This is a genomic window from Streptomyces mobaraensis, assembly GCF_020099395.1.
Lineage (GTDB): Bacteria > Actinomycetota > Actinomycetes > Streptomycetales > Streptomycetaceae > Streptomyces.
Genome location: NZ_CP083590.1, coordinates 533,059 through 545,745 on the forward strand (window position 1 = coordinate 533,059; position 12,687 = coordinate 545,745).

General features: G+C 73.3%; 12 protein-coding genes and 1 pseudogene. 9 read left to right on the forward strand and 4 right to left on the reverse strand.

The features are described from left to right. Window positions 1–101 precede the first annotated feature (101 nt). The 3 genes from K7I03_RS02005 to K7I03_RS02015 all read left to right on the forward strand — a co-directional run bounded on the left by K7I03_RS02005 (window position 102) and on the right by K7I03_RS02015 (window position 2,472). Entirely contained in the window at window positions 102–1,127 is a 1,026-nt protein-coding gene (locus K7I03_RS02005; RefSeq protein WP_185945591.1) for a 6-phosphofructokinase, read from the forward strand. Between the two features lie 92 nt (window positions 1,128–1,219). Beyond that, a complete protein-coding gene (locus tag K7I03_RS02010; RefSeq protein ID WP_185945592.1) occupies window positions 1,220–2,173 on the forward strand; it encodes a cytochrome c oxidase assembly protein in 954 nt (317 codons plus the stop codon). A gap of 140 nt (window positions 2,174–2,313) precedes the next feature. Next, the gene (locus K7I03_RS02015; protein WP_004948753.1) at window positions 2,314–2,472 is read left to right on the forward strand and encodes a hypothetical protein; all 159 of its coding nucleotides are present in this window, start codon (window positions 2,314–2,316) and stop codon (window positions 2,470–2,472) included. A 322-nt stretch (window positions 2,473–2,794) separates the two neighbouring features. On the opposite strand, the gene K7I03_RS02020 is transcribed toward K7I03_RS02015, so the two are convergent. From K7I03_RS02020 to K7I03_RS02030, 3 genes are all read right to left on the reverse strand, one after another. Beyond that, window positions 2,795–3,187, reverse strand: coding sequence for an SSI family serine proteinase inhibitor (locus tag K7I03_RS02020; RefSeq protein ID WP_185945593.1), 393 nt, complete (start codon window positions 3,185–3,187; stop codon window positions 2,795–2,797). A 100-nt stretch (window positions 3,188–3,287) separates the two neighbouring features. Beyond that, window positions 3,288–4,664 carry an erythromycin esterase family protein gene (locus K7I03_RS02025; protein ID WP_185945594.1) on the reverse strand — a complete coding sequence of 459 codons (1,377 nt, stop codon included), beginning with the start codon at window positions 4,662–4,664 and terminating at the stop codon, window positions 3,288–3,290. A gap of 385 nt (window positions 4,665–5,049) precedes the next feature. Next, window positions 5,050–5,964 (reverse strand): SDR family oxidoreductase, encoded by a 915-nt coding sequence (locus K7I03_RS02030; protein ID WP_185945595.1) that lies wholly within the window; start codon window positions 5,962–5,964, stop codon window positions 5,050–5,052. A gap of 96 nt (window positions 5,965–6,060) precedes the next feature. Here K7I03_RS02030 and K7I03_RS02035 point away from each other — a divergent pair, with 96 nt between their 5' ends. From K7I03_RS02035 to K7I03_RS02045, 3 genes are all read left to right on the forward strand, one after another. Next, a complete protein-coding gene (locus tag K7I03_RS02035; RefSeq protein WP_185945596.1) occupies window positions 6,061–6,747 on the forward strand; it encodes a TetR/AcrR family transcriptional regulator in 687 nt (228 codons plus the stop codon). Window positions 6,748–6,998: 251 nt separating this feature from the next. Continuing rightward, window positions 6,999–7,508, forward strand: a complete 510-nt coding sequence (locus K7I03_RS02040; RefSeq protein WP_224346819.1) for a DUF1269 domain-containing protein — start codon at window positions 6,999–7,001, stop codon at window positions 7,506–7,508. 126 nt (window positions 7,509–7,634) lie between these two features. Continuing rightward, window positions 7,635–9,497, forward strand: a complete 1,863-nt coding sequence (locus K7I03_RS02045) for a glycoside hydrolase family 15 protein (RefSeq protein WP_224346820.1) — start codon at window positions 7,635–7,637, stop codon at window positions 9,495–9,497. Window positions 9,498–9,592: 95 nt separating this feature from the next. On the opposite strand, the gene K7I03_RS02050 is transcribed toward K7I03_RS02045, so the two are convergent. Then, complete coding sequence (locus tag K7I03_RS02050; RefSeq protein ID WP_185942989.1) at window positions 9,593–10,570, reverse strand: Lrp/AsnC family transcriptional regulator; 978 nt, start codon at window positions 10,568–10,570, stop codon at window positions 9,593–9,595. Window positions 10,571–10,678: 108 nt separating this feature from the next. Here K7I03_RS02050 and K7I03_RS02055 point away from each other — a divergent pair. From K7I03_RS02055 to K7I03_RS02065, 3 genes and pseudogenes are all read left to right on the forward strand, one after another. After that, a pseudogene (locus K7I03_RS02055) lies at window positions 10,679–11,167 on the forward strand (hypothetical protein); the annotation flags it as partial. A 51-nt stretch (window positions 11,168–11,218) separates the two neighbouring features. Beyond that, complete coding sequence (locus K7I03_RS02060) at window positions 11,219–11,761, forward strand: NADPH-dependent FMN reductase (protein WP_185942987.1); 543 nt, start codon at window positions 11,219–11,221, stop codon at window positions 11,759–11,761. Window positions 11,762–11,849: 88 nt separating this feature from the next. After that, the gene (locus K7I03_RS02065; protein ID WP_185942986.1) at window positions 11,850–12,686 is read left to right on the forward strand and encodes a TIGR02452 family protein; all 837 of its coding nucleotides are present in this window, start codon (window positions 11,850–11,852) and stop codon (window positions 12,684–12,686) included. The last annotated feature ends 1 nt before the right edge of the window (window position 12,687 follow it).

Here is a 12,687-nt window from a genome sequence, read left to right on the forward strand (position 1 = left end):
GCCGGACGCCGGTGTTCCCCGTCACCCGCCCTGGGTAGGGTGACGGGGATTCCACCGGACGACGGGGTCCGGTCGTCGGCCCTGTCACAAAGGTTTCCACCATGCGCATCGGTGTGCTCACCTCCGGCGGCGACTGCCCCGGTCTCAACGCCGTCATACGTTCCGTCGTGCACCGCGCGGTCGCGGACCACGGCGACGAGGTGATCGGCTTCCACGACGGCTGGCGCGGCCTCCTCGAAGGCGACCACCGGCCGCTCGACCTGGACGCGGTGGCCGGCATCCTGGCCTCCGGCGGCACGGTCCTCGGCTCCTCCCGGGTCCGCCCCGAGCAGTTGCGGGACGGCGTCGAGCGGGCGAAGGAGCACGTCGCGGCGCTGGGCCTGGACGCCGTGATCCCGATCGGCGGCGAGGGCACGCTCAAGGCGGCCCGGCTGCTGTCGGACGGCGGGATCCCCATCGTCGGCGTCCCCAAGACGATCGACAACGACATCGCGGTCACCGATGTGACCTTCGGCTTCGACACGGCCGTGGGCGTCGCCACGGAGGCCCTGGACCGGCTGAAGACCACCGCCGAGTCGCACCAGCGGGTGCTGATCGTCGAGGTGATGGGCCGGCACACCGGCTGGATCGCCCTGCATTCGGGCATGGCCGCCGGCGCCCACGCGATCGTGGTCCCGGAGCGGCCCTTCGACATCGACGAGCTCAGCGCGGTGGTCGGCAAGCGCTTCGAGGCCGGCAAGCGGTTCGCGATCGTGGTGGTCGCGGAGGGCGCCAAGCCGCGCGAGGGCTCGATGGCGTTCGAGACCGGCGGGACGGACGTCTACGGGCACGAGCGGTTCGCCGGGGTGGCCCGGCAGCTCGCCGTCGAACTGGAGCGGCGGCTCGGCAAGGAGGCCCGGCCGGTGATCCTCGGCCACGTCCAGCGCGGCGGCACCCCGACCGCGTACGACCGCGTCCTCGCCACCCGCTTCGGCTGGCACGCGGTCGAGGCCGCGCACCGCGGCGACTTCGGGATGATGACCGCGCTGCGCGGCACGGAGATCACGCTGGTGCCGCTGGCGGAGGCGGTGGAGTCGCTGAAGACCGTGCCGGAGGACCGCTACGGCGAGGTCGACTCCGTCCTTTGACCCACCGCTCGGGGGCGGCCCCCGGGCGCAGGTCACACGGGGGCCGCCTCTACTCTGGATCCGGCGCATCGGTCCTAATCGGGAGAGAGCGGATGGATCACAGCGGGCACGGCATGGACATGATGGACATGCCACCGTTCACCCTCGGACGGGGTCTGGAGTGGAGCGGTGATCCGTTCTTCACCACCGCCTGCGCCGTGGGCCTGGCCCTCTACGGCTATGCCGTCGTGCGGCTGTGGCGCCGGGGCGACAAGTGGCCGGTGAACCGGACCGTGTGGTTCACCCTCGGCGTCCTCTCCGTGGCGCTGGTGATGTGCACCAAGCTGAACGACTACGGCATGGTCATGTTCAGCGTGCACATGGTCCAGCACATGGTGATCAGCATGCTCTCCCCCATCCTGATCCTGCTGGGCGCGCCGGTGTCCCTCACCCTGCGCGCGCTGCCGCCGGCGGGCCGGGGGCGCAAGGGCCCGCGCGAGTGGCTCGTGATGCTGCTGCACAGCCGCTATATGCGGATCATCACGCACCCGGCGTTCACGATCCCCATGTTCATCGCGAGCCTCTACGGCCTCTACTTCACCCCGCTCTTCGACTTCCTCATGGAGAGCCGGACCGGCCACATCGCCATGATGATCCACTTCCTGGCGGTCGGCCTGGTGTTCTTCTGGCCGATCATGGGCGTGGACCCGGGCCCGCACCGGCCGGGCTATGTGATGCGGATGCTGGAGCTGTTCGCGGGCATGCCGTTCCACGCGTTCTTCGGCATCGCGCTGATGATGTCGTCCGAGCCCATGATCGGGACGTACAAGCACCCGATGGCCTCGCTGGGCATCGACGCCCTGGACGACCAGCACGCGGGCGGCGGCATCGCCTGGGCCTTCAGCGAGATCCCGTCGGTGGTCGTGCTCCTGGCGCTGGCCTTCCAGTGGTACCGCTCCGAGCAGCGGCAGGCCCGGCGCAGCGACCGGCAGGCGGACCGGGACGGCGACCAGGAGCTGGCGGCCTACAACGCGTACCTCGCTTCGCTCCAGGCGCGCGGCAGATGAACCGGCTCGGACGCGGCTGAGCGACGAGCACCTTCAGCGCTGTGGCATTGACGGCCGCGGCCGGAGACGATGGTCTCCGGCCGCGGCTCGCGCATATGTGCGCCTCATATGTGCGCGGGGCCGCCGTGAGGAGGTGCGGGGTGCCCGGATCGACGAAGACGATGGCTTGGCTCACCGTGGGCGGCCTGGTGGCCGTGACCGCTTACACGGTGACGTTGGGGGGCAACGGCTGGCTCTGGTTCGCCTGGGTCGTGCTGGGGCTGACGACGATAGGGGCGCTGGTGGCGCGGGGGACGTGAGGGGCCGCCGGGCGGCGGCGGATGGTCGGCGGCAGCGGGAGTGGTCGGCGCCGCCGGTCGCCGACGGGAGTGGGGTCGATGCCGGCCGCCGGACCCGGGTCCGGCGGATCGGGGTCCTGCCGGCTCCGGGTCCGGCGGACCGGCGGACGACAGGCAGCCCGTCGGCGGCAGGTGACCCGAGGGCTCCCGGCCGTCCGGCGGCCGCGGTCCACCCGGTGGCCTCGGATCACGTGGCAACCTCGGGCCGCCTGGCTGCCGCGGGCGGCACAGCGGCCACGCTGTGGCGTAGGACGCCCCGGCCTCCGCCCCGCGCCCCCGCCGCTCAGAACCGGAACACCGGCCCGGTCGCCGTGTCGAGGGCGCACGGGCCGGAGTAGGTGCCCTTCCAGTGCAGGTCGGCCGTTCCCCAGCGGCCGTCGGCCGTCGCGGTGACCGGCTCACGCTCGGCGCCGCACGGCCGGTCCTCGCGCCGGAGCGCGTTCGGCCGGCCGTGCGCCTCGGCGAGACGCGCGCACGCCTCCGCCGCGTGCGGGTGCCGGCCGCCGGCGTCCGGGCAGGTCAGCCGGACGCCGCGGATCCAGGTGTGGTCGGCGCCGGAGAGGGTGAGGAGCAACTCGCCCTGCTCCGGCCCGGGTTCCCCGGCGGACGCCGGGGCGGCCGGCAGGACGAGCGCGACGGCCGCCGCGGCGGCGGCGAGGGCGGTGGTGGCGGACATCGCTGTGCCTTCCGAGAAGTGGGGCCCGGATGCTCGCACATCCACCACCCGAACCGCTACTTTCACCCCTCTTTCGGGGCAAAGCGCAACCGAACCCCGGTCACTTCGGGAGATCGGCGCTGAGGGTGGTGTCCGGCACGCAGAGGATCCCGTCGAACGCCTCCAGAGCGGGGACCTCCAGGAAGGCGGTGTCCAGCCGGGTGCGGACCGGCTCGGGCAGCCCGCAGCGGCGGGCGTACGCGCGCAGCGCCCGCGCGTCCACCAGCGCGGGCCGGTCGCGTACGTCCGCGAACAGCGCCTCGACGCTGTCCGGTACGGCGTCCGGGACGGCGGCCCGGCCCCAGCGCATCCCGGCCGGGTGGTCGCGGTCGGGCACGTTCTCGACCGTCTCGCCGCCGTTGCCGGTCAGCGCGATCGGCACGTAGTCCGCACCGAGCGCCCGGGCGAGCAGATTCCCCATGGTGGCCACCCCGAGCGGTCCGGTGGAGCGCTGGATGTGGGCGTTGTGTCCGACGAGGACGGCCCGGGTGCCCGGCGCGGACCGGTCGAGGAACTCCAGCGGGGTGTCGGCCAAATAGCGCTCCCGCGCCGCGAAGCCGGCACCGTCGGGCGCGCCCGCGAGCGCCTCGGCCATGGCTCGTTGCGCCCGGTCGGTGGCGACCGCGGCGCGGACGTCCGACAGCGCCGTCTCGTACGCCGCACGGCCGGCGCGCTCGACGTGGACCTCGCGCAGGTCGGTGAGGCGGCCGAGGAGCCGGGAGAGGGCGGTGGTGAGACGGTCCTGCGTCGCCTCGTCCAGATCGAGCCGGGCGTAGGCGGGCACCATCACCGTGCCGCCTGCGATCGGCTCGGAGATCTGCCGCGCGGCCTCCAGGAAGCGCAGCGCGCCGGGGTCGACGGCGGCCAGGTAGGCGGCGACGGGGTCGAGGACGGGCGCGAGCGAGCCGCCCGCCGAAGGGATGTCGCAGCCGAGGAAGCGGACGGGGCGCGGGGCGGCGGCGTTGTGGCGGCGCAGCCACCGCAGGGTGTCCCGGCACTCGGCGGGCAGCCCGAGACGGTGGATCCCGCCGGCCGTACCACCGGGTGCCAGAAGGCCGTCGAGGTCACCGGGGCCGCCCCGCACCCAGGCGTCCACGGCGCGGCCCTCGGCGGCGCCGTACTCCATCGCGTAGGCGGTGAAGCCGAGTTCCTCGACGAGATACCGCAGGACGCGGTGGCGCAGGAGGCCGAACTCCCGTATCTGGTGCGAGTTCTCCCCGAGGGCGACGACGCGGGCGTCGCCGACGAGGTCGCGCAGCGGCTCCAGGTCGCCGAGTGGCGCCTCCGGGTCCGCGCCGGGGCCCAGCGGGGCCAGCCGGGAGGCGTTCCGGGCGACCCAGCGCACCAGCTCGGCCGGGGCTGCGGTCAGGGTCGGTTCGGCGGCGGGCAGGAGGTCGCGCAGATCGCTGGTGTCGTGGTCGTGGTGCTGTTCGTTCATGAGAGGTGCTCCGCGGTGTACGTCGTCATCATCGTCGGAGCCGGGCAGCGTGAGGCACCGCACCGGCGGGGAACCGGAGTGCGGCGAAGCTGACGGAACGTTGGTCGCAGCCTGCCGCTAGGCGGCGCTGCGGGGCCTGACGAACCAGCCCTGGACGGCGGGGAAGCACATGCCGGCGACGGTACCAAGGGGCGGGGCGGGCGCGCATCGGGTTTGTCCGCCGACGCTCGTCGTCGCGTCCGGTCCGGCACTGTGCGGATCGTGCGCAGACGGATGTGCGCCCTTCGGCGGGCGGCGACCGTGCCGGGTCCGCCGGGCGAGGTGAACCGTCGTGAGGACGACCGCCGCCGACAGGGCGGCCGCCACGAGGACGAGGGCGGGCTGGTCAGAGCCGGTCGTCGAGGGCGGTGCCGGTGAGGTGCTCGGCCTGGGTCCACAGGCGTGCCGCGACGGTCCTGTCCCGGGCCCGGCGCGGTGGGCGGGTGGCTTTCGGGGGGCCGGTCATGACCCAGCGCGGGCCGAAGTAGCCACCGGGCGAGGCGTCGGGGCCGGTCGCCGCGTACAGCAGCGGTTCCGCGCCTTGCTCCGGGCCCTGGGAGGGCACGATATTGGCGGCCAGCGAGGTGAACCGGTCGAGTCGGCCGTCGCCGAGGGTCGGTCCCGCGTTCAGCAGGTTGGTGCGGGTATTGCCGGGGTGCGCGCCGACCGACAGTAGTGGCCAGTTGCGCTGGGCTGCGATGTCCGCCAGGTGCAGGGTCATCATCAGGTCGGCCAGTTTGGACTGGTGGTATGCCTTGGTGGGGCTGTAGTGGCGGGTGGACTGGAGGTCGTCGAAGTCGATCCGGCCGGTGGCGGCGCCGAGGCTGCTCATCGTGGCGACTCGCGGCGTGGGGGCCGACAGCAGCAGCGGGAGCAGCTTCACCGTGAGCGCGAACGGGCCCAGGAAGTTGCTGCCCAGTTGCAGCTCGAATCCGTCCGCCGTCTCGTGCCGGCTGGGCACGTTCGCCACTCCGGCGTTGTTGAGCAGCAGGTCCAGCGGCCTGCCGTCGGCGATCAGCCGGTCGGCGAACTCGCGGACCGAAGCCAGGTCGGCCAGGTCGAGCCGGCGGACCTCGACCTGGGCGTCGGGGTGCGCGGCGAGGATCTCCGCTCGCGCTTGCTCGCCCTTGGCCGGGGTGCGCACGGCGAGCACCACGTGGGCTCCGGCCGCGGCCAGGCGTGTGGCGGCCTCTCTGCCCGTGCCGCTGTTCGCGCCGGTGACGACGGCGAGCTTGCCGTTCTGTTCGGGAACCCGGTACATCCCCGCCTCCTAAAAGACTGCTGGTCTCTAATACCTCCAACGGTAACAGACCGCCGGTCTCGTATTAAGAGACCGGCGGGTAGCTACGATGGGAGGGTGGAATTCCAGCGCGCACGCAGTGCCGAGCAGCGACTCGAACGGCGCCGGCAGATCTTGTCGACCGCGGCCGCGATGCTGGCCGAGATGCCGGTCGCCAAGCTCAGCCTCAACGAGCTGAGCCGCCGGACAGGGCTGGCCAAATCCAACGTACTGCGCTATTTCGAGTCCCGCGAAGCAGTCCTGCTCGAGGTCCTGCAGGCCGAGATGCGGGACTGGGCCGCGGAGCTGGAGCGCACGCCCCCTCCGGCCGGCGGAACACCGCGCGAGCGCGGGGACCGGCTGGCCGAGACCCTGGCCGCCTCGCTGGCACGGCGGCCGGTGCTGTGCGACCTGCTCGCCGCACAGGCCGCGGTGCTGGAACACAACATCTCCACCGAGGTCGCCGTCCGGCACAAGCACGCGGCCTGGCAGAACACACAGACCCTGATCGAGCTGGTGCGGCGGCTCCTTCCCGAGCTCGGCGTCGAGGGCGCGTCCGGACTGGTCGAGACGACCGTGCTCACGGCCATGGCGGCCTGGCCGTGCAGCCGTCCCTCGGAGGCGCTGCGGGCCGCCTACGACTCGGACCCGGCGCTGGGCGCCCTGCGGATGGACTTCACCGACCTGGTGCGCCGCACGGCGGAGGTGACCGTCTGGGGACTCCTCGCCCGCCAGGAGGCGGCCGCCGCACGTCCGGCTTCCTGAGCGCCCGCCCATGCCGTCGCAGGCGTGTCGCCGCGGGCCGTGCGCGGCTCGGTGGCGTCCCAAGGTCCCGCAGGAGCACGCCGGTTCGGCCTCGGGCCTGTTCGCCGCCATGTGGGCCCTGACGTTCCTCCAGCCCAGGCACGCGGGCACCCGGGCCGACTGAGCCACCGGCGTCCCGACGGGTGCCGCCGGGCAGGGTGCGGGCCGGTCGTGAGGTGCGGGCGCGGTGACGCGGCCCGACAATGGCGTCCATGAGCCGTATGGAGAACGTGCTGTTCATGCGGGCCGAAGACGCCGGCACGGGACACCAGGCGCTGGACCGGCTGCGCCGCGCCGATGCCGACGGCGCCCTCACCCTGCGCGGGGCCGCCGTGATCGCCCGGGACGCGGAGGGTTCCGTCGACTTCCCCGACACCCTCGACACCACCGGCACCGCTCGGGGCTTCCTCGCGGGCGGGCTGATCGGCGGCCTCGTCGGCATCCTCGGCGGGCCCCTCGGCGTCATGGCCGGTTTCGGAGCCGGTGGTCTCATCGGCGGCGCCCGGGACGCGCGGCGGGCCACCGCGGACAACGTCGCCCTCCAGCTGCTGACCGAGGAAGTGCCACCGGACACCACGGTCCTGGTGGCGGAGGTCGCCGAGGACGGCCCGGAGGCGGCGGACGAGGCGCTGGCGCCGTACGGGACGCCCGTACGGCACCCGGCGGACCGGGTCAGGGAAGAGGTCGAGGCGGCGATCGCGGAGGGCAGGAGGAGCGCGTGACGCCCGCGCGCCCGGACCGTCCCCCTCCGCCCCGCCGCACCGGCTCACCGGCCCGGCGAAGCAGTGGCCCGTGCACCGCCCTGCCGGTGGTCGCACCTCCGGTGCCGGTGTAGGGGAGGCCGCCGGATGACCTGTGAGAGCCCCCGCCCGAGCAGGGCCGACGCGCCCCGCTACCTGCCCATCGCCGAGCACGGCCTGATCGGCGACATGCGCACGGCCGCGCTCATCGGGACGGACGGCACGATCGACTGGTACTGCTGCGCGCGTTTCGACGCACCGAGCGTCTTCGCGGCGATCCTGGACGCGGACCGCGGCGGGGCCTTCGAACTCGCCCCGGACGTGCCCGCCCGGACGAAGCAGTTCTACTTCCCCGACACCAACATCCTGATCACCCGTTTCTTCGCGGACCACGGCGTCGGCGAGATCCAGGACTTCATGCCGATCGTCGACGACTCGCGGGAGGCGGACCGCCACCGCCTGATCCGCCGGGTGCTGTGCGTCCGCGGGGCGCTGCCGTTCAGCGCCCGGGTGGCACCGCGCTTCGACTACGGGCGGCAGACGCACACCGTGAGCGTCCGGGACGGCCATACGGTCTTCGCGTCCCCGGGCCTGTGCCTGGGCCTTACGTCCAGCGTCCCGGTCGAGACCGACGGACCGGACGCCCGGTCCTCCTTCACGCTGGAGGAGGGCGAGGCGGCGGTGTTCACGCTGGACCGGATCTGCGAGGGGGTGGAGCCGCGGGGCTGCACGCCGCTTGAGGCGGAGGAGATGTTCGGTGCCACGGTGCGGTACTGGCGCCGGTGGCTCTCGCACTCCCGCTACCGGGGGCGCTGGCGGGAGACGGTCCACCGTTCCGCGCTCACCCTCAAACTCCTCACGTACGCCCCGACCGGCGCCATCGTGGCCGCGCCGACGACCAGCCTGCCCGAACAGGTCGGCGGGGAGCGCAACTGGGACTACCGCTATGTGTGGGTACGGGACGCCGCGTTCTGCATCTACGCGCTGCTCCGGCTCGGATTCACCGACGAGGCCAAGGCGTTCGTCGGTTTCCTGTCCGGGATCATCCGCACCGGATGCGGGTCCGGACCCGGCACTGGAGCCGGGGCCGGGGCTGAAGGCCCGCTGCAGATCATGTACGGGATCGACGGCGGAAGCGAGCTCCCGGAGGAGGAACTGCCCCACCTGGAGGGCCATTTGGGCTCGTCACCCGTCCGTATCGGCAACAACGCCGTCACCCAGCTCCAGCTGGACATCTACGGAGCCCTCATCGACTCCCTCTACCTCTACGACAAATGGGGGGAGCCGCTGTCCAGCGACGACTGGGACACCGTCGGCACGCTGGTCGACTGGGTCTGCGACCACTGGGACCAGCCGGACGAAGGCATCTGGGAGACCCGCGGGAGGACCCAGCACTTCCTCTACTCCCAGCTGATGTGCTGGGTCGCGATCGAGCGGGCGATCCGGATCGCCCGCCACCGCGGCCTGCCGGCGGACATGCTGCGCTGGATCCGGGTCCGTGACGCGATCTACCGGCGGATCATGCGGCGCGGCTGGTCCGCGGAGCGGCGGGCGTTCATCCAGCACGAGGGTGACGACGTCCTCGACGCCGCCGTCCTGATGATGCCGCTGACCAAGTTCATCTCGCCCACCGACCCCAAGTGGCTGGCCACCCTCGACGCCCTGGGCGAGGGCCTGGTGTCCGACTCCCTGGTCTACCGCTACGATCCGCGGCGCAGTCCGGACGGCCTGCGGGGCGAGGAGGGCACCTTCTCGATCTGTTCCTTCTGGTACGTCGAGGCCCTCTGCCGCGCCGGCCGGGTGGACGAGGCCCGGCTGGCCTTCGAGAAGATGCTCACCTACGGCAACCACCTGGGCCTCTTCGCCGAGGAGATCGGCCGCACCGGCGAACAGATCGGCAACTTCCCCCAAGCCTTCACCCACCTGGCGCTGATCAGCGCCGCGTTCAACCTCGACCGGGCACTGGGGTGAGCCGGCCACTGGGGTGGGGACCGTTGCCGGGGCCACACCGGGCACGCGCGCCTCAGGGACCTTCGGCGAGCGAAGCAGCCGCGTACGTATCGCGCTCACCGGGAGGCGTTGTTGTAGGTGAGGCGTTTGACTTCTCGCAGGATGGGGGTGGTCTCGATGGACTGCACGCCCGGTAGCGCGCCGATGCGGTGGTCGAGGTAGCGGTACAACTCGTCCGTGTCATGGAACATGCCGGTGGCGACCAGGTTGGACGGGCCGGTGGTGGCGGCCGCGAAGGGGATCTCGGGGTGGGCGGCGAGAGCGGCGCCCACGGTACCGAGTCGCCCGGGGGCCACGCGCAGCCAGAAGCGCACCAAGAGGTGGTAGCCGAGCAGTTCCGGGACGAAGTCGACGGCGAGCCGCAGTGCGGCGGTGGCGCGCAGGCGGTCGAGGCGCCGGGCGACGGCGGCGGGTGAACGGCCCGTGCCCTGGGCGAGTCGGGAGACGGTGGCGCGGCCGTCCTTGGCGAGTTCGCCGATGAGCTGTTCGTCCAGGGCGTCCGGTGTGCGGGCGTCGGGGGCCGGCTGGGGTGGCTCCTCTTGCCGGTCGTCGGTGGCGCGGGTGGTGGGGGTCGGGTCCGGGATGTGCCAGGCGTCGGCGGCGCCGGAGAAGGCGTGCAGCAGGTGGTAGGCGTGGACGGGGCCGACGCGCGGGGTCTGGGGAAGTTTGTCCAGGAGGAGGGCGTCGCGCTCGCGGGTGGTGCGCGTTTCGACCGCGCAGTGCAGCTCGGTCCCGGCGGAGGCGATGCCGACCCAGGCGGTGTCGGGGCGCCGGGCCAGCGCGTCGGCGATCTTGGCGGAGGCGTCGGGGGTGCAGTGCACACGCAGCAGCCACCGGGTCGCTCCTGCTGAAGGGCGTCGCCCGGGGACGCCGACCACGCGCAGGCCCAGGGTGTGCAGACGCCGGTAGCGGCGGGCGACGGTGTGCTCGGAGACGCCGAGGACCTCGGCGAGGCGGCTGAACGGTGCGCGACCGTCCCGCTGGAGCTCGTGAACGAGACGGTGGTCGATCTCGTCCAGGGTGAGGGAATCCATCGTCTGCTCCGGGCTGTGTGACGGATCTGTGCCATCCGCAGCGTACGGCTTCGGGATCGGTGCCTCCCACGGTGACAGTGGGCGGCACGGCGCCGGGCCACCGGCTGCCTGCCCGCCCGTGCCCTGATGGGCCCCGGCTTCCTGGTGGCCGCCGCCGGGCTGGCCCTCCTCACCAGGATCACCCCCGACAGCTCCTACTGGACCGTCGTCCTGCCCGGCATGCTCGTCACCGGCCTGGGCCTGGGCACCGCCCTGATGCCCGCCTTCAGCCTGGCCACCCTGGGCGCCCGGCCGGAGGACGCCGGCATCGCGTCGGCCATGGTCAACACCTCCCAGCAGGTCGGCGGCGCGATCGGCACCGCCCTGCTCAACACCATCGCCGCCACCACGACCGCCGCCCACACCCGTCACCACCCCGGCCGGGCCACCGAGGCCCTCGTCCACGGCTACAGCACCGCCCTGTGGTGGGCCGCCGGCATCATCACCCTCGCCGCGATCACCGCCACCCTCCTCGTGGACCACGACCCCCGCCCCCGGCCGCACCCGCACACCCCACAGCCCAACGAGCCCGACCGCGCCCATGGCGCACGCCGCTGACCCGGCCCTCGACCAGACGCGTCCGCCGGCGGGCGGCGGTAGGTTGTGCGGATGCCACAGACACCGACCGTCCTGCTCTTGTCCGGGAGCCTGCGGGGCGATTCCTCGAACGAGGCCGTGCTGCGTACCGCCCACGCCTTCGCGCCCGAGGGCGTACGCACCGTCCGTTACAACGGGCTGGCGGCGTTGCCGCACTTCAACCCCGATGACGACACCGACCCGCTGCCGGCTCCGGTGGCGGAGCTGCGGGCGGCGATCGACGCCGCTTCGGCGGTGCTGGTCTGCACGCCGGAGTACGCGGGGACGCTGCCGGGTTCGTTCAAGAACCTCCTCGACTGGACGGTGGGCGGGACCGAGATCTGCGACAAGCCCACGGCCTGGGTGAACGCGGCGGCGCCCGGGCGGGGGCAGGGCGCGGAGGCCACCTTGCGGACGGTGCTGGAGTACACCGGGGCGCACATCGTGGAGGCGGCGTGTGTGCGCGTGCCGGTGGGGCGGGAGATGGTCGGGGCGGACGGCCTCATCGGCGATCCGGGGGTTCACGACCGGCTGCGCGAGGTGCTGGGAACGCTGACCGCCGCTGTCGGCGTCTGACGTCCCCGCGTGGCCCCGGCGGGTGGAAAACCCTTGGTCGTCGGCGTGTTCGTACGCCTAGGGTCACCGGCGTGACGAGGAGTGACAGATGAGCGCACGGCTGCGCGCGATCGCGCGGGAGACGGAACGGATCGTCGCCGAGGGCCGGTACACGGCGCCCGGCGGGCGGGTGGTGGACATCGCCGACGCGGTCGCGGCGGCCCGCGCGGGGACGCGGCTGTACGGGCCGGGCCCGGTGGCCGTCCCCGGAGAAGGCACCACCGGAGCGGCCACGGTGTTCGAGGTGACCGGGGAGGACAGCCTGGCGGCGGCCCGCCGGCTGGCGGCCGACCGGGCCGCCGGCGAGGTCGCGGTGCTGAACTTCGCCTCCGCCCGCAACCCGGGCGGCGGTTACCTCAACGGCGCGCAGGCGCAGGAGGAAGCGGTGTGCCGCGGCTCGGCGCTGTACGCCTGCCTGCGCGAGGTGCCCGGGTTCTATGCGGAACACCGGGCCGACCCCAGCCCGTTCTACAGCGACCGGGTCGCCCACTCCCCCGGTGTGCCGGTCTTCCGCGACGACCGGTCCGCCCTGCTCGAATCCCCGTTCCGCGCGGGCTTCCTGACCTCGGCGGCCCCCAACGCGGGTGTGATCGAGCGGCGGACGCCGGAGCGGGCCGGCCGGATCCCCGCCGCGCTGGTCGCGCGCGCCGGGCGGGTACTGGAGGTGGCGGCGGCGCACGGGTACGGGCAACTGGTGCTCGGCGCCTGGGGATGCGGCGTCTTCCGTAACGAACCGGCGCACGTGGCCGCCGCGTTCGCCGCTCACCTCACCGGTAGGGGCCGGTTCGCCGGGCACTTCGGGCGTGTGGTCTTCGCGGTGCTGGACCGGAGGAGCGACTCGCCGACACGAGCCGCGTTCTCCGCCGTGTTCGGAGGGCGCGGCTAGT

Bases quoted from the DNA above. Each gene is read 5' to 3' on its own strand.
- K7I03_RS02010 (WP_185945592.1), top strand. From the start codon at position 1,220: ATGGATCACAGCGGGCACGGCATGGACATGATGGACATGCCACCGTTC.
- K7I03_RS02005 (WP_185945591.1), top strand. From the start codon at position 102: ATGCGCATCGGTGTGCTCACCTCCGGCGGCGACTGCCCCGGTCTCAAC.
- K7I03_RS02065 (WP_185942986.1), top strand. From the start codon at position 11,850: ATGAGCGCACGGCTGCGCGCGATCGCGCGGGAGACGGAACGGATCGTC.
- K7I03_RS02020 (WP_185945593.1), bottom strand. From the start codon at position 3,187: ATGTCCGCCACCACCGCCCTCGCCGCCGCCGCGGCGGCCGTCGCGCTC.
- K7I03_RS02030 (WP_185945595.1), bottom strand. From the start codon at position 5,964: ATGTACCGGGTTCCCGAACAGAACGGCAAGCTCGCCGTCGTCACCGGC.
- K7I03_RS02050 (WP_185942989.1), bottom strand. From the start codon at position 10,570: ATGGATTCCCTCACCCTGGACGAGATCGACCACCGTCTCGTTCACGAG.
- K7I03_RS02045 (WP_224346820.1), top strand. From the start codon at position 7,635: ATGACCTGTGAGAGCCCCCGCCCGAGCAGGGCCGACGCGCCCCGCTAC.
- K7I03_RS02040 (WP_224346819.1), top strand. From the start codon at position 6,999: ATGAGCCGTATGGAGAACGTGCTGTTCATGCGGGCCGAAGACGCCGGC.
- K7I03_RS02025 (WP_185945594.1), bottom strand. From the start codon at position 4,664: ATGAACGAACAGCACCACGACCACGACACCAGCGATCTGCGCGACCTC.
- K7I03_RS02060 (WP_185942987.1), top strand. From the start codon at position 11,219: ATGCCACAGACACCGACCGTCCTGCTCTTGTCCGGGAGCCTGCGGGGC.